Source organism: Novosphingobium album (ex Hu et al. 2023), from assembly GCF_022832385.1.
In the GTDB taxonomy this organism is placed as follows: Bacteria; Pseudomonadota; Alphaproteobacteria; order Sphingomonadales; family Sphingomonadaceae; genus Novosphingobium; species Novosphingobium album.
In genome coordinates this window covers 1-18,430 of record NZ_JALHLE010000047.1, presented here as the reverse complement: position 1 = coordinate 18,430, position 18,430 = coordinate 1, and the positions used below count along the sequence as shown (strand labels likewise).

The window sequence follows — 18,430 nt, the reverse complement described above, 5'->3', positions numbered from 1 at the left end:
GTGGAATATGCCAAGGGCACGGGGGATTGCGGCATCGCATTTGTCCCAAACGGCACAGAAGCGCACCAGATTTCGCAGATGCCGGGCCAAGTTCAGGTATGCACCAAGATCTTCCCCGCAAGCCGGCCTTCACACTGGCACTTGTCCTGTCCTGTCTCGCGGCAGCCCTGCCAGTGGCGGCGGCCGCGCAGGATGACGATGCCGGGGCAACATCGGCCTCTTTCGGCCAGATCGAGATGATGGAAGTGCACCTTTCAGAGGGCACAAATCATGTCTTTCTCGATAACACCTTCTATGCGGGCGACGCCTCCGATGGTGCGATGCTCAAGATTGAAGGCGGCAGCGACGTGGGCCCCACGCTCGACCAGATGACGGCGCAGGTGCTCTATGCGCACACCTTCGGCAACGGCGTCCAGGTCATGATGGGCGCCCGGCGCGACTTTCGGTCCGGTCCCGAACTGAACCACGCCGTCCTGGCGTTCAGTGGCAGTCCTGCCAGCTGGCTCAGCCTTGAGCACTTTCTGTTTCTTTCGGAAAAAGGCGATGTCAGCGGGGCCGCGCAAGCTGTTGGCTCTTTTCCCTTGTCTGAGCAGCTGACGCTTGAACCACGCGTTGCGGTAAGCTGGACGCCTTCCGCGATACCCTCCGAGGAGGCGGGCGCTGGTCTTGGTGAACTCGATACTTCTGTACGCCTGCGGCGCAGTTTGGGCCCCGTCTTCAACCTCTATGTGGGCGTCATCCACGAGCGGCTGACCGGCGGGACGCGCAGGATCGCCAAGGCGCAAGGTGACAGTGGCCAGGCAACCCACGCGATCATCGGTTTCGGCGCGAACTTCTGACCCGCAGCCCGGCAGGGCCGGGAAGTGTGCAGCTTAGGGCTGAATATCGATCCGACCTAGTCCTGCAACCAGTGGCGGGCGAGGGCAATGTGCAGACGGATGCCCGTCTCCAGCACGTCGTCGTTGAAATCGTAGCGGGGGTTATGCAGCGGCGGAGAATCCGAGCCGCAGCCCTGACCCAGCCAAAGGTAGGCGCCGGGGCGGGCCTGCAGCATGAATGAGAAATCTTCCGACGTTGCTGCGGGTTCCGGCGCTAGCCGGGCGTCAGCTACCGTCTGTGCGACGGCCAGCGCGTCTGCGGCGGCCTGCGGATCGTTGACTGTTGCCGGGTAGTAGCGGTCATAGTCGAGGCTGGCCTGCACTTCAAAAGCCGCTTCCGCGCCGCGCAGGATCTGACGGATGCGTTCCTCGATACGGTCCTGCACAAGCGGGTCAAAAGTGCGAACGGTGCCGCCCAGGGCGACGGTTTCGGGCAGGACATTGTGGGAATGGCCGCCGTGGATCTCGGTAACGGAAAGCACTGCGTTTGCGCTTGGGGGCACGCCGCGTGCCACGATGGTGTTCAATTGCTGCACGACGCTGGCCGCAGCAAGGATGGTGTCCGGTGTTTCATGCGGGAGGGCCGCATGACCGCCTTTGCCGGACAATGTGATGCGGAATTTGTCGGCCGCTCCCATGATCGGGCCCGGCCGTGTTGCGATCTGGCCTGCGGGCAGGGCGGGCCAGTTGTGCAGGGCATAGACCCTGTCGCACGGAAAGCGTTCAAACAGGCCATCCTCGATCATCTTGCGCGCGCCGCCGTGACCTTCCTCGGCCGGCTGGAAAATGAAATGCAGCGTGCCCGAGAGTCCGGGATCCTTGACCAGGGCCAAGGCCGCCCCCAGGAGCATTGCGGTATGGCCATCGTGGCCGCAGCCGTGGAAGCAGCCGGGCCGCGTGCTGCGCCATGGCGCGCCGGTCATTTCGTCGATCGGAAGCGCGTCCATGTCGGCGCGCAGGCCCAGCGTGCGCGAACCGCTGCCGGCGCGCAGCACGGCAACGACCCCGGTGCCGCCGATGCCCTCGTGAACTTCGAGACCGGCGTCCCGCAGCATGTTGGCCACGCGCTCGGCTGTTCGGTGCTCGCAAAAGGCGAGTTCCGGATGGGCGTGGATGTCGCGGCGGAATGCAATCATCGGATCGATCAGATCGGCGATCCCGTTCATGCCTGAAACGCTCCGGCCATTATTCACCGAACAGGTTCTGGATGGGGAAGTGGTGCTTGATGAACGGGCTCTTGATCACGACGTAGCTGAAGTACTTTTCGATGCCGTAATCGCTTTCCAGCATGTCCTCGATGATCGCCTGATAATGGCCGACACCGCGCGCGACGAATTTCAGAAGGTAGTCATATCCGCCGCTGACCAGATGGCATTCGACGATCTCATCGACCTTGGCGATCCGCATCTCGAAACGGGAAAAGTCTCCCCGGCGATGTTCGCTGAGCGTCACTTCGGTGAATACGGTCAGAAACTCGCCCAGCCGGTTGAGATTGATGTGGGCCCCGTAGCCTGTGATGAAGCCCGCGCTTTCCAGCCGCTTGACGCGCGTGAGGCACGGGCTCGGCGACAGGCCGACAGCATCCGAAAGCTCCACATTGGTGATGCGGCCGGATTGTTGCAGCTTGGCGAGGATCTTCAGGTCGATCCGGTCAAGTTTCGGGCCAAACGACATCCTGTTCTCTTTATTTGAGTGCTGCCCGGATATCGGGCATCTCCAACAGCTGATCAAGGGACTGCTCGACGCGGGCGAATATCTGGTCCATTTCCTCTTCCGTGCAGCATAATGCCGGTGCGAAGCCGATCACGCTATTGGAAAAGCAACGGACGATCACGCCGTTTTCCCACGTGAGCTTCGAGAGTTTTCCGGGCACGTCGAGGTCCGCAGCAAAACCTGCCTTGGTTTGCTTGTCGGTCACCAACTCGATGGCGCCGAGAAGGCCTCTTCCGCGGGTGTCGCCCACCAGCGGGTGTTCGCGAATGCGCTCCAGGTGCCGGGCAAAGCATACGCCCGTGCGAACGCCGTTTTCGAGCAGGCCGTCTTCGTATAGCCGGATGACTTCGAGGGCGACGGCAGCGCTCACGGGATGGCCCGAATAGGTAAAACCGTGACCGACGGGCAGGGCTTCCGGTGCGGAATCGGCGATCGCCTGAAACACGTGATCGGCCATCAGCACTGCGCCCATGGGCGAATAGCCAGAGGTAAGCCCCTTGGCGAGCGTCATGAAGTCAGGCGAGACGTCCTCTGCGTCACAGGCGAACATCGGGCCTGTCCGCCCGAAGCCGGTAATAACCTCATCGACCATCAACAGGATACCGAGACGGTCGCAGGCTTCGCGGATCGCCTTCAGCCATCCGCGCGGCGGGACGATCACGCCGCCCGAACCCTGAATCGGTTCGCAGCAGAACGCAGCGACCGTGTCCGCGCCCAGCTCTGCGACCTTGGCTTCAAGGGCGGAAACGGTGTGGGCGATCACTGCCGCATCGTCATGCCCTTCGGGGTGACGGTAGGGGTAGGGCGATGCGATGTGGTGCTGCCAGGGGCGCGGCAGGTCGAAACCGCGATGAAAATTGCCAAGGGCGGTGAGGCCGGCCCCGGTCGAACTGGACCCGTGATAGCCCCATTCAAGGGCAATGAACTGCTTCTTTTCGGGCTTGCCGATGGCGTTGTAGTAGTGCGTGATATAGCGGATCACGCTGTCTACCGCATCCGATCCGCCGAGCGTGAAATAGACGTGGTCCAGCCCCTCGGGGCTTAGGGATACGAGCTTTTCCGCCAGAAGGATCGCGGGTTCGCTGCCGAAGTGAAAGTAGCCCGTGGCATAGGGCAGCTTGCGCATCTGTTCGGCGGCCACATCAACGATGGACTGCTGGCCATAACCGACATTGACGCACCACAGGCCCGCGAAGGCATCAAGCACGCGCTTGCCGTCGATATCGGTAAGCCACATGCCGTCACCGGATGCCAGGATCTGCGGACCATGAGCCTGATGCCCACGGAAGGACGAGACCGGATGGATCAGGTGCTGACGGTCGATGTCGGCGAGCGAACGGTTGGACATCGGGACGGACGGGCGGCGAGAAGCATCTTGCATGGCCACATGCTACGAAACGAACTCGGTGGGTTTCGCTGAATTTCCGGCCCTGCGATGGTCCCCGGCACCGATCAGCGGCAGAGGGCGGCAGATTGTGCTGCGCGCCCTCGCACGCGGTTTCAGGCGATCAGCGAGGCCACGGCCTTGCCGCATTCCTCGGTGGAAGCATTGCCCTTGAGGTCACGGGTCCGGCCATTGGCTGACACGAGAGTCTCTTCGATGGCGGCCAGAACCGATGCCGCGGCCGCGGTTTCGCCAAGGTGCTCCAGCATCATCGCTGCGGACCAGATTTGGCCGACCGGATTGGCAATGCCCTGACCGGCGATATCGGGGGCAGAACCATGCACCGGCTCGAACAGCGATGGAAAGGCGCCTTCGGGATTGATGTTGGCCGAGGGGGCGACACCGATGGTTCCGGTGCAGGCCGGGCCGAGATCGGAAAGAATGTCGCCGAACAGGTTGGAGGCGACGACGACGTCGAAACGCTGGGGGTTCATCACGAACTGAGCGGCCAGGATGTCGATGTGGTACTTGTCGTGGCTCACACCGGCATATTCGGCGGCGATGGCTTCCACCCGGCTGTCCCAGAAGGGCATGGTGATGGCAATTCCGTTCGACTTGGTCGCGCTGGTCACGTGCTTGCGTTCCCGCTTGCTTGCCAGATCAAAGGCATAGCGAAGCACGCGGTCGACCCCCAGCCGGGTCATCACCGTTTCCTGAATGACGATCTCGCGATCAGTGCCGGGGAACATGTGACCGCCAACCGAACTGTATTCGCCTTCGGTATTTTCGCGCACGACCCAGAAATCGATGTCGCCCGGCTCGCGGCCGGCAAGCGGGCAGGGGACGCCGGGCATCAGGCGTACCGGGCGCAGGTTGACGTACTGGTCGTACTCGCGGCGGAACTGCAGGATCGACTGCCACAGGGAAATGTGGTCCGGTACGGTCTCCGGCCAGCCGACAGCGCCGAAGAAGATGGCATCGACCGGGCCGATCTGCTGCTTCCAGTCGTCCGGCATCATCTGGCCGTGCTTCAGATAGTAGTCGCAGCTGGAAAACTCATGCCATTTGAGATCGAGCTGGAAGCCAAAAGCCGCGGACGCGGCCTCCAGTGCACGAACGCCCTCGGGCATGACTTCCTTGCCGATGCCGTCACCGGCGATGACGGCAATGGAATAGGAACGCTTGTCAGTTTGAACCATGGGTGTCAGATCTCCAGGCCGCCGATGTGGAAGGCCTTGGTTTCAAGATATTCTTCGATGCCCTGGGTGCCGCCTTCGCGGCCCAGTCCCGATTGTTTGATGCCGCCGAAGGGCGCCATTTCCATCGCCACGGAGCCGGTGTTCAGCGCCACCATTCCCGCTTCCAGCGCTTCGGCGACGCGGAAGGCGCGCGACAAGTCGCGTGTGTAGAAATAGCTGGCGAGGCCATATGGGGTGTCGTTGGCCATGGCCACGGCCTCGGCTTCGCTGCCGAAACGGAACAGCGGTGCGACCGGGCCGAACGTCTCTTCCTCGGCCAGACGCATCTGGGTGCTGGCCTGTGCAATGACGACCGGGCGGACGAAACTGCCGTCATCGCGGCCGCCGCCCGAGGCGAGGATCGTTCCACCCTTGCCGAGGGCATCATCGACATGGGCGCGCACTTTTTCCACGGCGGCGGCATTGATCAGCGGGCCTACCGTGGCTCCCCGTTCAAGGCCGGGCGCGCAATGCAGGGCGGAGACCGCCGCGGCGAGTTTGCCTGCGAACTCATCGTACACACGGTCATGAACGAGGATGCGGTTGGCGCACACGCAGGTCTGACCGGAATTGCGGAACTTGCTGACCATGGCTGCGCGCACGGCAAGGTCGAGATCAGCGTCCTCGAACACGATCAGCGGCGCATTGCCGCCCAGTTCCAGGCTCAGCCGTTTGATGGTGCGGGCGCATTGCGCCATCAGCAGGCTGCCAACGCGGGTGGAGCCGGTGAAGGAGAGTTTGCGCACGTCCGGGCTTGCCGCGAAGGCTTCACCGATGGGTGCGGGCATACCCGTGACGACGTGGATCAACCCGGACGGAATACCGGCGCGTAGCGCGAGGTCGGCAAGCGCCAGTGCGGTGAACGGCGTGAACTCGCTCGGTTTGATGATGACCGGGCATCCCGCTGCCAGTGCCGGGGCGCATTTGCGCGTAATCATCGCTGCCGGGAAGTTCCACGGCGTGATAACTGCGCTGGGGCCGACGGGTTCGGTCAGGACAATGACCCTGCGATCGCGTTCGGGCGAGGACACGTTGCGGGCACCGACGCGGCGGCCTTCCTCGGCGAACCACTTGATGAAGCTGGCGGCATAACGGATTTCGCCTTCCGCTTCGGCAAGCGGCTTGCCCTGTTCGGCCGTCATGATGCGGGCAAGGTCCGCGATGTTCTCGATGACCAGATGATACCAGCGCTCGACAATCGCGCAGCGCTCGTTGGCGGTGCGCGAACGCCATTCCGGCCAGGCGGCCATGCTGGCCGCTATGGCCTCGCGCGTCTCGCCAGCGCCGCAATCGGGAACGTAGCCAATCGGGCTGTCATCTGCCGGGTTCAGCACTGCGATCCCGTCGAGCGCGGACGCGGGCAGCCAGGTGCCGTCGATCAGTGCTGCCTGATGCAGCAGAGTGGGGTCACGAAGTTCGATCATCATCATCCAAAGGCCTGTGAAGCTACCGCGAACAGCCGGGCTGTTTCGCAAACGGGCGGCGCCTTGCCGTGGACCATGAGCGTGACCGTGCCCGTGCACTGCAGTCCGATGTCCTCCAGCCATTCCGGGAATCCGGTGCCTGCGACCGCATCGGCACGGCAGAACTTGCCCGCCTTGGCGCCGAGCCAGTGCGTGGCCAGAGCCTGCGCGCCGCCAAGGTCCGGCGCGACGATCGGCGCCAGAACGCGCCCGCGTCCAAACCGGCGCATGAGGGCCACGCCTACAGGTTCGTGCTCGCGGGACAGGACGATCGACTGGCTTTCCCGGGCCACGCGCTCGAAAACGGCCTCGCGGTCCATGCCTGAAGCCTGACTGTAGAGCTTAGAGAGTTCCACATCCGTCGCGCCCATTGGTCTGACGCGCTCGCCCGGCCGCAGCGCGGCCAGCGGCATCGTCGGGGCCAGGCCCTGATGCTGGCGCACTTCGGCGATCGGATTGAAGCCCAGCCGGGTGTAAAGCGGCAGGGATTCGGCGGTTGCGTGGACGAGAATGTTGACGCCTTCGAGGCGGGCCATCATCGCTTCCAGCAGCTGCCGGCCAATGCCCTCGCGCTGCTTTTCCGGGGTCACGATCATCATGCCGATCGAGGCATATTCGCTGCCGTAGCGCCAGGCCATGACCGTGCCGATCACCTGGCCATCGCATTCGGCGACGATCCCTTCACCCATTTCAAAGAACAGGTCCCAGTCTTCGTGGCGATGCGGCCAAGACTGTTCGGTCGAGAGCTCTACCGCCCGCGGAAGGTCTGCCAGAGTCATGTTCCGCAAAGTATTCGAGGCTCTGAGCGCCAGCGCCATTTAGATATCTCCAGTCCGTCGGGTGGCCGTATCAACGGCCGAGTCCGCCTCATTTACGGCTCTCGTATGCTCAGTATCCTGTCATAGGGTGCCGGTTTTTATCCAAATACAGAAGAATATTGCGCGGCTCCGGTCTGCTATCGCCGTCATGGCGCAACTGGTTCGGAAAGCGGGGCTGGGGCTGCAAGCTGCGCGGTGGTGTGATGGCACATCAGGCGTTGCCCGGCAGTCTCCTGTACGGGGGGCGGCAGGACATCGCATGTGCCTGCGACCGCCACGGGGCAGCGGGCCAGGAACCGGCACAGCGGCTGGCTCCGGGGGCCGGAGGACGGTGAAACCGCAAGCGCGGGCCGCTCGGCAGCGGCGCGCTGCGCAAGCCATTCGGGGTCCATTTCCGGTACCGAGTCCACCAGCAGGCGCGTATAGGGATGGCGCACGGCGCCTGCGAATGTCTCACGCGTCGACAGTTCCACCGGGGTCCCGGCGTAGAGCACCAGCATCTGATCGCAGAATGCCCTCACGGTGGTTATGTCGTGGCTGATGAACACAGTCGTGATGCCCAGTTCCCGGCGAAGCTCGTCGATGAGATCCAGGATCGCTGCGCCAACGACGGTATCGAGCGCGGATGTCACTTCGTCGCACAGCAGCACGTCAGGCTGCGCGGCGAACGCCCGCGCAAGGTTGACGCGTTGTTTCTGCCCGCCCGACAATTCGTTGCTGCGCCTGTCCATGATCGAGGCGGGCAGGCGGATCATGTCCAGCAATTCGGCTACGCGGGCATGGGCCTGCGCACCTTTTATGCCGTGATAGAACGCCAGTGGGCGGGCCAGAATCTGGCCGACCGTCTGCGCCGGATTGAGCGCGGTATCGGCGTTCTGGAATACCAGCTGGATCCGGCGAAGCTGCTCGCGGCTACGGTCTTCCATCCGCGGCGCGATGCGTTCACCCTCCAGCCTGACTTCGCCGCGCGCGGCGGGAAGCAATCCGGCGATGACACGGGCCAGCGTCGACTTGCCCGACCCGGATTCGCCGATGACGCCCAGTGTCGCGCCGCGTTTCAGGGTGAAATCGATGTTCGTCAGGACGGGTATCGCCGGCACCCCGTCCGTGACGCGGCCATAGCCCGCATGGATGCCGCTGACGGTCAGGACATTTTCTGCTGCGGTCTGCGAAGCCGGACGCGCAGCAGGCCTGGCCGCACTCAGCAGTGCGCGGGTGTAGCCGTTGGCAGGGGCCTCCAGAATCTGTCCGGCCCGGCCATCTTCGCACATCCGCCCGTCCTTGAGCACGACAATGCGGTCGGCGACCTGGGCGACCACGGCAAGATCGTGGCTGACGTAGATGGCGGTCGCGCCGCTTTGGGCGATGACGGACTTGAACGTGCGCAGCACCTCGACTTGCGTGGTCACGTCCAGCGCGGTGGTCGGCTCGTCGAGGATGACCAGTTCCGGGTCGCTGATCAGGGCCATCGCGGCCATGAGGCGCTGCAACTGGCCGCCGGATACCTGATGCGGATAGCGGCTGCCGATGGTCTCAGGCTCCGGCAGGGCCAGCGCGCGAAAAAGGGTGATGGCCTTTGCCTCGGCGGCCTTGCGGCTGCATTGCCCGTGCACCAGCAGCGGTTCGATGACCTGCGCCATGATCGGGCGTGAGGGATTGAACGCGGCAGCGGCGCTCTGCGCGATGTAGGCGATGCGATGGCCGCGCACGCCGGTGAGCGCGTGTTCGTCCATCTGGTCGATCCGCATGTCGCCGACGCGAATTTCCTCGGCCGAAATCGTCCCGCCGAACCGGGAAAAGCCCATCATCGCAAGAGCAATGGTGGTCTTGCCCGAACCGGATTCGCCGATCAGCGCCAGCACTTCGCCCGGCGGCAGCGAGAACGAGATATCCTCGACGATGGCCTTGCTGCTGCCATCCGCGCGAACGGCGTGGACCGACAATCCGCGCACATCGACCGAGGCGGCTTTGGCGGCGGGGCTCATGTCTTTGCTCCGGGCTTGATGGCGTCGATCAGCAGGTTTGCGCCAACGGTCAGCGTTGCAATGGCAACGGCGGGGGCAACGATCGCGAGCGCGCCGCTGGAGAGACCCGAGATGTTTTCGCGGACAAGCGAACCGAGGTCCGCATGGGGTGGCTGGACGCCGAGCCCGAGAAAGGAGAGCCCCGACAGGAGCAGCACAACGAAAACAAAGCGCAGCCCCAGGTCAGCCAGCAGCGGATGGATCATGTTGGGCAGCATTTCGCGCAGGGCGATGTGAAACGACCGCTCGCCGCGTGCCCGCGCAACCTGCACGAAATCCAGTGCCACTAGGTTCATCGCGAGGGCTCGCGAAATGCGGAAGTTGCCGGGTGTGTAAGTGAAGGCGGCGATGGCCAGCAGCAAGGTCATGGACGATCCGAAGGCGGCGACCATGACCAGCGCGAAGATTTTCGAGGGGATGGAAATCAGCGTGTCCATGGCCCGGCACAGGATCTGGTCGGTCCAGCCCCCGCGAATGGCGGCGAGCATGGCGACCGAAGTGCCGATCGCAACCGCCATGAGTGCCGCCCCTAGCGCGAGGAAAACCGTGTTGCGCGATCCCCAGATGATGCGGGTCAGAACGTCCCGGCCCAGATAGTCGCTGCCGAGCCAGAGCCTGGCGGACGCAGGGCTAAAGACTTCCTCGTCGACGAAAGTGCCGACACCATAGGGCGCGATGAGCGGAGCAAGCGCCGCGATCGCGATCCAGAACAGGACAAGACCCAGCCCGATGCGCCCAGACAGGGGCAAGGCCCGGACCGTGCGAAAGATCGGTTTCATCATGCGCGCAGCCTCGGATTTGCAAGGATCGCCACGACATCGGCCACCAGCATCAGCACCAGGTACGTCGCGCAGAAGATCATCGCGCAGGACTGCAGCAGGGGAATGTCGCGGCTGGTGACGGCATTCACCATGAGGCTGGCGAGACCGGGGAAATTGAAGATCGTCTCGACAATCAGCGCGCCGCCCATGAGATAGGAGAGCGACAGCGCGACGGCGTTGATGATCGGGCCAAGAGCATTGGGCATCACGTGAAACGTGATGATGCACGAGAACGGCACGCCCTTCAGCCTTGCCATTTCCACGTAGGAGCGGTCCAGCTGGTCAGCGACGGCGGCACGGATCATGCGCGCCATCTGGGCGACGACGATGCAGCCGAGCGAGAAGACCGGCAGCGCCATCGAGCGCAGCGTTTCACTCCAGGTTGCATCTTCCGAGACCAGGGCGATCGAGGGCAGGAGCAGCAGCTTGACCGAAAATACCAGCACGCCCAGCGTCGCGACCAGAAATTCGGGAATCGCCACGAGCGAAAGCGTCACGATGTTGAGAGCCCGGTCCAGCCTGCTGCCGCGGTTGATCGCGCTGCTGATGCCGATAGCCAGGGCCGCGAAGACGGAGAGGACCGCGGTGACCGATGCCAGCATCAGGGTGTTGGGCAGCCGCTGCGAGATAATGTCCGCGACCGGCTGGTTGGCGACGTAGGACTGGCCAGGGTCGCCGCTGAGCATGTCGGTGAGCCACTCGGCGTAGCGCACGTAGCCGGGGCGATCGAGCCCCATCTCATGGCGCAGGGCAGCGATCTGTTCGGGCGTTGCGCTCTGCCCGAGGGATTCCTGCGCGGCGTCGCCGGGGAGCAGCGCGCTGATGGCGAACACGACCATGGACACGAGGAACAGCGTCAGCACGGCCGAAGCGGCGCGCTTGGCGATCAGCGGCAGCAGGCTCGCCAGCGGCGAGCGCCGGGAAACGGCGGCGGCCATCAGTCCTCCCACCACACGTATTCAGCGAAGCGGTAGCCCATGAAGCCGCCCAGGGGCACCGGCCGGACGCCTTTGATGCGGCGGTCGTAGGCGTCGATCAGGCTGATGAAGACCGGGATCGCAACGGGGCACTTGTCATGGACGATCTGCTGCATCTCGCCGTAGATTTCCGTTCGCAGGGCTTCGTCTGTCGCGCCGCGCGCTTCGATCAGCAGCCGGTCGAAGCGGTCGTTCTTCCAGCCGCTCTCGTTCATCGTGGCCTTGGAATCGTAAAACAGGCTGAAGATCAGATCCGCCGTCGGGCGCGGATTGCAGGCGCCGAAAGTCATCGGGTGGCGCATCCAGTGCGTCGACCAGTACCCGTCCGCCGGCACGCGGTTGACCGCGAAATTCAATCCCACGCCGGCACCGTGTTCCTGCAGGATGGAGGCCATGTCGACCGAGCCGTTCGCCGCCGTCGATGCGTAGATCGGCAATCGCACGCCCTGCAGCCCGGCCCGCTTCACGTGCCAGCGCGCCTTGTCGAGATCGAAGTGCGTCTGGGGCACGTTGGGGTTGTAGTAGGGCTGGAACGGGGCAATCGGCTGGTCGTTCGCGATGGTGCCGAAATTGCGGTAAAGCGCGCGGTTGATCAACTGCCGGTCGAGCAGATGCTTGACCGCCTGAACAAAGTCAGGGTTGCCGGTGGGCAGGGCGTCCTGCCGCATGATGAGGTCGGTGTAGAGCGCCGATGGCGTCACCACCACCGCGCAATCGCGATTGCTCTCGACCCGGCGGGTAGAGTGCGGGCTCAAGGCATTGATGGCGTGCACGTCACCGGAAAGGAGCGCGTTGACGCGGCTGACCTCGTCGGGAATCGCGAACAGCTCGACCCGCTCCAGGTAAGGACGCCCCGGGACCCAGTACTCGCGGTTCTTATCGAAGATGGTGCGCACGCCGGGCGAGAATTCGACGAGGCGGAACGGACCGGTGCCGGTGCCGTCAGGCTTTTCCTGCCCGGCCTTGATGATCAGGAAGTGCGACTGGGCCAGGATCGTCGGAAGGTCGGCATTGGCGGCGACAAGGCGAATGACCACGCCGTAGCGGCCGTCCGTGGTCACTTCGGCCAATTGTTTTGCGATCGTGCCGATTTTCGAGGCGACCGCAGGGTCCTTGTGCCGCATCAGCGAATAGACGACGTCCGCGCTGGTCAGTTCCGCCCCGTCGTGGAAGCGAATTCCGCGCCGCAGATCGACATGCCAGGTGACGCGGTCCGCGCTGGCCAGTTCCTTCGCGAGCGACAGCTTGGGCGACATGGTGTCGTCGTCGATGCAGGTCAGCCCGTTGTAGAGCATGAAATGGCGCATGTAGTCCGTCGCCATGGCGCCCTTGGCGGGGTCCAGGGTGTCGCTGGTCGACGTAATCTGGGTGGCGACGCGGATCATGCCGCCGTGGAGCGGGCGCCCTCCGGACCTGCTGGGGCCGCAGCCCGGAAGGGCCAGCAGCCCGGCACCGGCAATACCGGCACCGAGCAGGGAACGGCGGTTGAGGGGCGCGCCTTCCGTCATCGCGGGGACGTCAGGCCGGAAAGAGAGACATCCGCCGCGCCGTCAACGCGTGAGGGACGCGAGGGCTGGGACCATGTGCCGGCGCGGCGGATGAAGGGGGGCATGAACGGGAGTCCCGGTCAGAGGCCGACAACCGCCGGAAGGCAGCCGATATGCGGGATCTCGACGTCGCGGTAGAAGGCATTGGACGGTTCATGGCCGCGTCCGACGAAGACGCGGCAGCCGAAGCCGAGGTCCGTTGCTGTATTCTGGTCGTACCGGAAGCTGGAAGAGACGTGCATCATGTCCTCCGGTCCGCAGCCGAGCATGTCGAACATAAACTCGAAGGCGCGCATCCGGGGCTTGTAGGCACCTGCGCTTTCAGCCGTGTACACGCGGTGGAACGGCGCGCCGAGCTGATCGACGTTCGATTGGATCTGCTCGTTCATGGCATTGGAGAGGATGACGAGCGGGATCTTTCCGCCGATCTTGGAAAGGCCGCCGGGCACGTCGGCGTGAGGGCCCCAGGTCGGCACGGCTGCGTAAGTCGTATCAACGTCGGCCTCGCGGAATTCGACGCCCATCGCTGCCGACGTCCGGCGGATCGCACCGTGCAGCACGTCGCGGTAGGGCTTCCAGTCCCCCAGGATTTCATCGAAACGGTACATGGAGAACAGCTTGACCATTTCGTCCATCCGCTCGGCGGGGATGCGGTCCGCGAAAAACGCGCGCGAGACGTCCGCCATGCGGAAATTGATCAAGGTGCCGTAGCAGTCAAAGCTGATGTACTTCGGGCGGAAGGGAGGTGTGTAGAGAGTGCTTGTCATTTCTATCACTTCGTCCTCATGGCGCGGGCATCCTGCTCCTTGCGCTTCTCGATGGGTATATGGCCACTGGTGCCTCGCTACATGTGTCCGATTGTTGACTGCGAGTGACGGTGGCGGCGGTTTTGTGCGGGCGGATTCAGCATACCATGCTGCGCCTCAGTATCCCCGTGCGCGATCGACTTCGCCAGCTACCGGGTCGTTTGCCAGAACGCAGCGTAGATTGGTTATAAGCGCGTGCACGGCGGTTTCGGGCCGGGTCACGCCAGAGATATGGGGCGTGAGGAAAATCCTTGGATTGCTGTAGAACGGGTGGCCTTCGGCAAGCGGCTCCGTGCTTGCCACGTCCAGAAATGCCGCGGAAAGCAGGCCCTCGTCGAGGGCCGCCGTCAGATCGCCATCGACGAGGTGGCCGCCCCGCGCGGCATTTACGATCGCTGCGCCGCGCGGCAATCTCTCGAACAGATCGCGGCACAAAATGCCGCGTGTCGCATCGGTGAGCGGCAGCAGGCAGACGAGGATATCGGTGCTGGCGAGAAAGCCTGAAAGCCCCTCCTGGCCAGCGTAAGTTTCAACGCCCGCAATCGCCTTGGTGCTGCGGCTCCAGCCCGTCAGGCGAAAGCCGAGCGGACCAAGGGCCTTGATGGAGGCGCGCGCGAGTTCGCCCAGTCCGAGAAAACCGACGGTGCGTTCGGAGCAGAGCCGGACATCGCGCGGTGACCAGCGGCCGTGGCGCTGCTCGGCCACATAAAAGGGAAGGTCACGGTGCAGGGCGAGTGTGGCCATGACGATGTACTGCGCCATGGTCGTGGTAATGCCCGGCTCGATCATCCGCACGACGCGGACATGGGGCGGGACAATCGACAGATCGAGTTGATCGACGCCTGCGCCAATGCTGAAAATAACTTCGAGCGCTGGCAGAGCCGCGATCACTTCGGGCGTGAGGGTCCAGGCAACGAGAAAGCGCACCTGCGACCAGTCGCCGCCATCGGGATGGCAGAGAAAATCCACACCGGGCATTTCCCGGGCAAAGACCTCGCGCCAGTACCGCCCGCGCGCCTCGTCGCCATGGTGGAGAATGGTGTTCATTGTCTCGATCCGCTCCCGCTTTCGGGCGCTGCACCCGTTTCTAGCAGCAGCGGCAGGCTAAAGCCAAATGCTGGGATAGCCGCTGGCCGGCCGGGGCCGTGCGTGGAAAAGGTGAGGGTAGTGCTATTGGGAACAGGATTGCTGCCGCCTCCCCTTGGTGAAGGGAGACGGCAGCCAATTTCCGGGCCGTTTTCTTCTTAGAAGAAGAATTCGCCCTTCAGCGTGACCGTGCGCGGCGTGCCCGGCATCACCCAGTAGTGATGGTAGGAAGACGCATACCAGGTCTCGTTGAACAGGTTACGCGCATCCAGCGAAATCCTGGTCGATTCGGTGGGCGAATAGCTCGCTACCGCGCGCACCAGAGTGTAGCCGGGCAGGTAGAAATCCACACCGGTTTCGCCCAGACGCTTGCTGGAATAGTTCACCCCGGCGCCGAAGGAGAACTTGCCGGCACTCCCCAGGTCGAACGTCTTGCTGGCATAGGCCGAAGCCTGATGCTTGGGGATGTTGATCAGCGGATCACCCGCGGAGATATTCAACCCGAACGAGGGATCGACAGCGTCGGTCGTCCAGTAAGCATCGGTGTACGAATAGCTGACGATCAGGTTGATGTCAGCCGGCAGGGTTGCCGTGGCGTCGAACTCGATACCCTTGGAACGGGCAGAACCGGCGGCTACCGAGAAGTTCGGGTTGGCCAGATCGGCGGTCAGGATGTTGTCCTTGGACATCCGGAATGCGGCCAGCGTTGCCGAGATCTGCGGTTCCGCCAGTTCGAAGCGCAGGCCGGCCTCGATCGACTTGCTCAATTCCGGCTTGAAGGGTTCCAGTTCGGCGTTGGTGCCGCCGTTGGGACGGAAGCCGCGGCCATAGCCCACGAATGCGCTCAGCGTATCGGTGATCTCGTAGAGGCCGCCGAAGGTCGGGCTGAACTTGGTGTAGTGGTTGGGCTCCAGATAGGCGGCGGTAGCGTAATTGTAGATCGACTGGCGGAAGTCGTCGTAACGGCCGCCCGCGCGCACCTTCAGCTTGCTGGTGATGTCGATCTGGTCCTGGAAATAGATACCCCAGGCCTTCTGCTTTTCATAGGTGTCCGTCACCAGCGACGTCGTTGCGGGCGGCGTCACGTAGACTGGATCGTCGATGTTGATCGCATAGAGATCCGAGGTGATGGCCGAGCCGGCAGTGTACCCGCTGGGCGGACGGTAGCGGTACTGATGGAGGCGGATCTTCAGGATGTCGCGATCCGCGCCAATGAGCACGTGGTGCTCGAAGGGACCCGTGTAGAACGAGCCCGAAATCTCGGAACGGAACACCATGCTGTCGATGGAATTGTCGCGGTAGCGGCGTTGACGCGAGACATAGTTACCGGTCTCGTCGAGAATCTGCCGGCTGGCGGCCAGTTCGGGTTCCGATGAATACCCCTCGAAGCTGGTTTCACGATAGCCGAAGCCAGCCAGAAGCACCCAGTTGGAGAAGATTTCACGCTTGGCTTCAAACTGGTGTCCAAGAACCTTCACGTGGATCGGGCCATCGAGCGGGTTACCCAGGAACGTCGACTTGTCCATCGTGTCGAAATCGCCGTCCAGCACGGCAATGCCGCGATCGAACGGGATCTTCTGATCGACGTATTCGAGTTCGTAGCTCAGGCTCGTCTTGTTGTCGGGCTGGAACAGGACCGACGGGGTGGCGACCTTCTTGCTGGTGTTTACCGTGTCGCGGAAGCTGTCGGCTTCCTGGAACGCGCCGTTGACGCGCACGGCCAGCGTATCGGTGATCGAAAGGTTGTAGTCACCTTCGACGCGGTAGGTGTTGTAGCTGCCGCCTGACACCCCGAACGAACCGAATGTCTCTCCGACCTTCGCCTTCTTGGTGATGATGCTGACGGTGCCGCCCGGCTCGCCGCGGCCAAAGACCGCACCGTTCGGCCCCTTGAGAATCTCGATGCGCTCGATGTTCGAGGCATCGCGCGGGCCGCCATAGCCACGGCCGCCGTTGAAGCCGTTGACCAGATAGCCGCTGGGATAGTTCTCATCGCCCGCGAAGCCGCGGATGGCATAAGAGTCCCAAAGACCGCCAAAGCTGTTCTGGCGCGCGACGCTGCTCGACAATTCAAGCGCCGCATCCAGCGTCGTGATGTTCAGTTCCTTGAGGACCTTGCCGTCGATGACCTGAACGCTCTGGGGAATTTCCTGGAGCGGAACGTCGCCGCGGTAAGCTTCTCGTTTTCCAACGACGGTAATGTCGCCGGAAGTTTCTACGGTTTCACTGGCTGCATCTTCGGCATGGGCGACTGCTGGAAGCGCGAGCATTGCGGTTCCGGCCAGCAATGCTGCACACAGTGCGGAATTCCGGTTAGTCATGGTTACCCCTCATTCTTGAAGTTCCACGGTCCTGCGAATTCTTATGCGTCACGTGGCCATGCATGTTTGTTTGCCCGGCGTCTGTGCGGCCTCTTAGGAGGCGTTTTCGAGAATAAGGCGGGTCCGGAACATCTTTGATTGAAACGATTGCCCCGGCCAGTTGATTATGACGAATTCGAGGCACTGTCCGTTCAATCTGCCGTCGAAACCGAATCGGTATGCTGTGATGCAACATGTGGGTCAAACTCTGGGCACTGAAGTGGAAGAGCAGGAAGCGCGCGTCGCATCGACAGCCGATCCGGCGCTGATCGGTCCGTACGAGCCCGAAACGCTCAATGCCTATGAGGCCGGCTTCAAGGCTGAACTCTTCGACTGCGAGCTGCGCACCAACGGTGCGGCGTTCGAAAATGACTTCAGCAATAAGCAAGAAGAAGTCATCCAGCCCATTCCCAACCTTCCGTTCACCGGCACTGCCGTCGAAAACGCTGTCAGCGCCCGCGATCGCGGCGCGGAGCTCGAATTCACCGCGCTTCGCCGCGCTCAAAGCCGCTTACGAAGCCTATGCGGCGCACAATGGCGTAGTCTCGCGGCCGCCTGATTTCACCATTGTACTGACCGGTGGAAAACGTCTCGAAAGCTCCAAATCCGAAGGGGAACCCATGACCTCTCTTGCGAACAAGACTGCTATCGTCATGGGTGGTGCCTCAGGCTTGGGCGGTGCTACCGGCTACCTTCTGGGTGAGCGGGGCGCAAATCCGAAGTTGGAAATGTCGGTTTGGTTGGCGACTGCGGACGGCACGATTACTGCTGCGCGGTGTACGGAAACCAACGTTGTGGTGCTCCGAACCCGACCGTCGCAAATTCTCAGTAGACAATAATTTATGGGAACGACTTTAGGTCGGTTAAATTATGAAGCGGAAGTGACACAAAGTCGCCGAAAGGCCCTTGTACGGAAACGCCGGGGCTTGACCGTGAACGTCCGGAATTTGTGTGGGACCGAGCGTGGGGCTGGCGAAAGGAAGAATATTTTTCGTATTGTTGTTCAAATGCTTATGTGATTGTAAAATTCCCACCCTCTCCGCCACGCAGTCTTCGCGACCTGCCCGATCACTCCTTGATGGAGTGAAATTCCGCAGAAAACTGCGAATTGCGGCGCGAATTCCGCAACCGAGAGAGAGCGTTTTGCAGCCCAAAGTATGGGCGATTTCGGGCCTTTTCTCTGTCGCAGGTGCCCGTAGTACGGCTTTGCTATCACGCCGGTTTTGGTGAGCCTTTTGGGCAGTTTCTTGGCGCAGGAATCGTTCGGTTCGTGGCGATCTTGGACATCGTATTGCGTGGCCGGTGAGGTGCTCGG

16 protein-coding genes are annotated in these 18,430 nt (G+C 62.9%); 2 read left to right on the top strand and 14 right to left on the bottom strand.

Annotated features, from left to right (window positions below; all coding sequences use genetic code 11):
* Nucleotides 1-98: 98 nt before the first annotated feature.
* Nucleotides 99-839, top strand: a complete 741-nt coding sequence (locus tag MTR64_RS20325) for a copper resistance protein B (protein ID WP_243996373.1) — start codon at nucleotides 99-101, stop codon at nucleotides 837-839.
* Between the two features lie 56 nt (nucleotides 840-895).
* Here the strand turns inward: MTR64_RS20325 and MTR64_RS20320 are convergent, their stop codons facing one another.
* From MTR64_RS20320 to MTR64_RS20260, 13 genes are all read right to left on the bottom strand, one after another.
* On the bottom strand, nucleotides 896-2,044 hold the full coding sequence (locus tag MTR64_RS20320) for a M20 aminoacylase family protein (protein ID WP_243996372.1): 1,149 nt from the start codon (nucleotides 2,042-2,044) through the stop codon (nucleotides 896-898).
* Between the two features lie 19 nt (nucleotides 2,045-2,063).
* A complete protein-coding gene (locus MTR64_RS20315) occupies nucleotides 2,064-2,552 on the bottom strand; it encodes an Lrp/AsnC family transcriptional regulator (RefSeq protein WP_243996371.1) in 489 nt (162 codons plus the stop codon).
* A gap of 10 nt (nucleotides 2,553-2,562) precedes the next feature.
* On the bottom strand, nucleotides 2,563-3,939 hold the full coding sequence (locus MTR64_RS20310) for an aspartate aminotransferase family protein (protein ID WP_243996370.1): 1,377 nt from the start codon (nucleotides 3,937-3,939) through the stop codon (nucleotides 2,563-2,565).
* A 152-nt stretch (nucleotides 3,940-4,091) separates the two neighbouring features.
* The gene (locus tag MTR64_RS20305) at nucleotides 4,092-5,174 is read right to left on the bottom strand and encodes a tartrate dehydrogenase (protein ID WP_243996369.1); all 1,083 of its coding nucleotides are present in this window, start codon (nucleotides 5,172-5,174) and stop codon (nucleotides 4,092-4,094) included.
* Between the two features lie 5 nt (nucleotides 5,175-5,179).
* Nucleotides 5,180-6,640: an NAD-dependent succinate-semialdehyde dehydrogenase gene (locus tag MTR64_RS20300; protein ID WP_243996368.1), complete on the bottom strand. Its 1,461-nt coding sequence runs from the start codon at nucleotides 6,638-6,640 to the stop codon at nucleotides 5,180-5,182.
* Entirely contained in the window at nucleotides 6,640-7,455 is an 816-nt protein-coding gene (locus MTR64_RS20295; RefSeq protein WP_243996367.1) for a GNAT family N-acetyltransferase, read from the bottom strand. Before MTR64_RS20295 ends, MTR64_RS20300 begins: the two co-directional genes overlap by 1 nt.
* Before the next feature lie 185 nt (nucleotides 7,456-7,640).
* Complete coding sequence (locus MTR64_RS20290; protein ID WP_243996366.1) at nucleotides 7,641-9,479, bottom strand: ABC transporter ATP-binding protein; 1,839 nt, start codon at nucleotides 9,477-9,479, stop codon at nucleotides 7,641-7,643.
* Nucleotides 9,476-10,300 carry an ABC transporter permease gene (locus tag MTR64_RS20285; RefSeq protein WP_243996365.1) on the bottom strand — a complete coding sequence of 275 codons (825 nt, stop codon included), beginning with the start codon at nucleotides 10,298-10,300 and terminating at the stop codon, nucleotides 9,476-9,478. Before MTR64_RS20285 ends, MTR64_RS20290 begins: the two co-directional genes overlap by 4 nt.
* Nucleotides 10,297-11,277 (bottom strand): ABC transporter permease, encoded by a 981-nt coding sequence (locus MTR64_RS20280; RefSeq protein WP_243996364.1) that lies wholly within the window; start codon nucleotides 11,275-11,277, stop codon nucleotides 10,297-10,299. The genes MTR64_RS20285 and MTR64_RS20280 overlap by 4 nt, the downstream gene beginning before the upstream one ends.
* Nucleotides 11,277-12,824 (bottom strand): ABC transporter substrate-binding protein, encoded by a 1,548-nt coding sequence (locus MTR64_RS20275; RefSeq protein WP_243996363.1) that lies wholly within the window; start codon nucleotides 12,822-12,824, stop codon nucleotides 11,277-11,279. Before MTR64_RS20275 ends, MTR64_RS20280 begins: the two co-directional genes overlap by 1 nt.
* 119 nt (nucleotides 12,825-12,943) lie before the next feature.
* Entirely contained in the window at nucleotides 12,944-13,630 is a 687-nt protein-coding gene (locus tag MTR64_RS20270) for a haloacid dehalogenase type II (protein ID WP_243996362.1), read from the bottom strand.
* A gap of 156 nt (nucleotides 13,631-13,786) precedes the next feature.
* Nucleotides 13,787-14,716 carry a 2-hydroxyacid dehydrogenase gene (locus MTR64_RS20265; RefSeq protein ID WP_243996361.1) on the bottom strand — a complete coding sequence of 310 codons (930 nt, stop codon included), beginning with the start codon at nucleotides 14,714-14,716 and terminating at the stop codon, nucleotides 13,787-13,789.
* 197 nt (nucleotides 14,717-14,913) lie between these two features.
* A complete protein-coding gene (locus MTR64_RS20260) occupies nucleotides 14,914-17,076 on the bottom strand; it encodes a TonB-dependent siderophore receptor (protein ID WP_243996360.1) in 2,163 nt (720 codons plus the stop codon).
* Nucleotides 17,077-17,242: 166 nt separating this feature from the next.
* Here MTR64_RS20260 and MTR64_RS20255 point away from each other — a divergent pair, with 166 nt between their 5' ends.
* Nucleotides 17,243-17,674, top strand: coding sequence for a TonB-dependent receptor domain-containing protein (locus MTR64_RS20255; protein WP_243996359.1), 432 nt, complete (start codon nucleotides 17,243-17,245; stop codon nucleotides 17,672-17,674).
* A gap of 444 nt (nucleotides 17,675-18,118) precedes the next feature.
* On the opposite strand, the gene MTR64_RS20250 is transcribed toward MTR64_RS20255, so the two are convergent.
* Nucleotides 18,119-18,430 (bottom strand): hypothetical protein (locus tag MTR64_RS20250; RefSeq protein ID WP_243996358.1); only part of this gene is annotated, 312 nt, incomplete at its 5' end.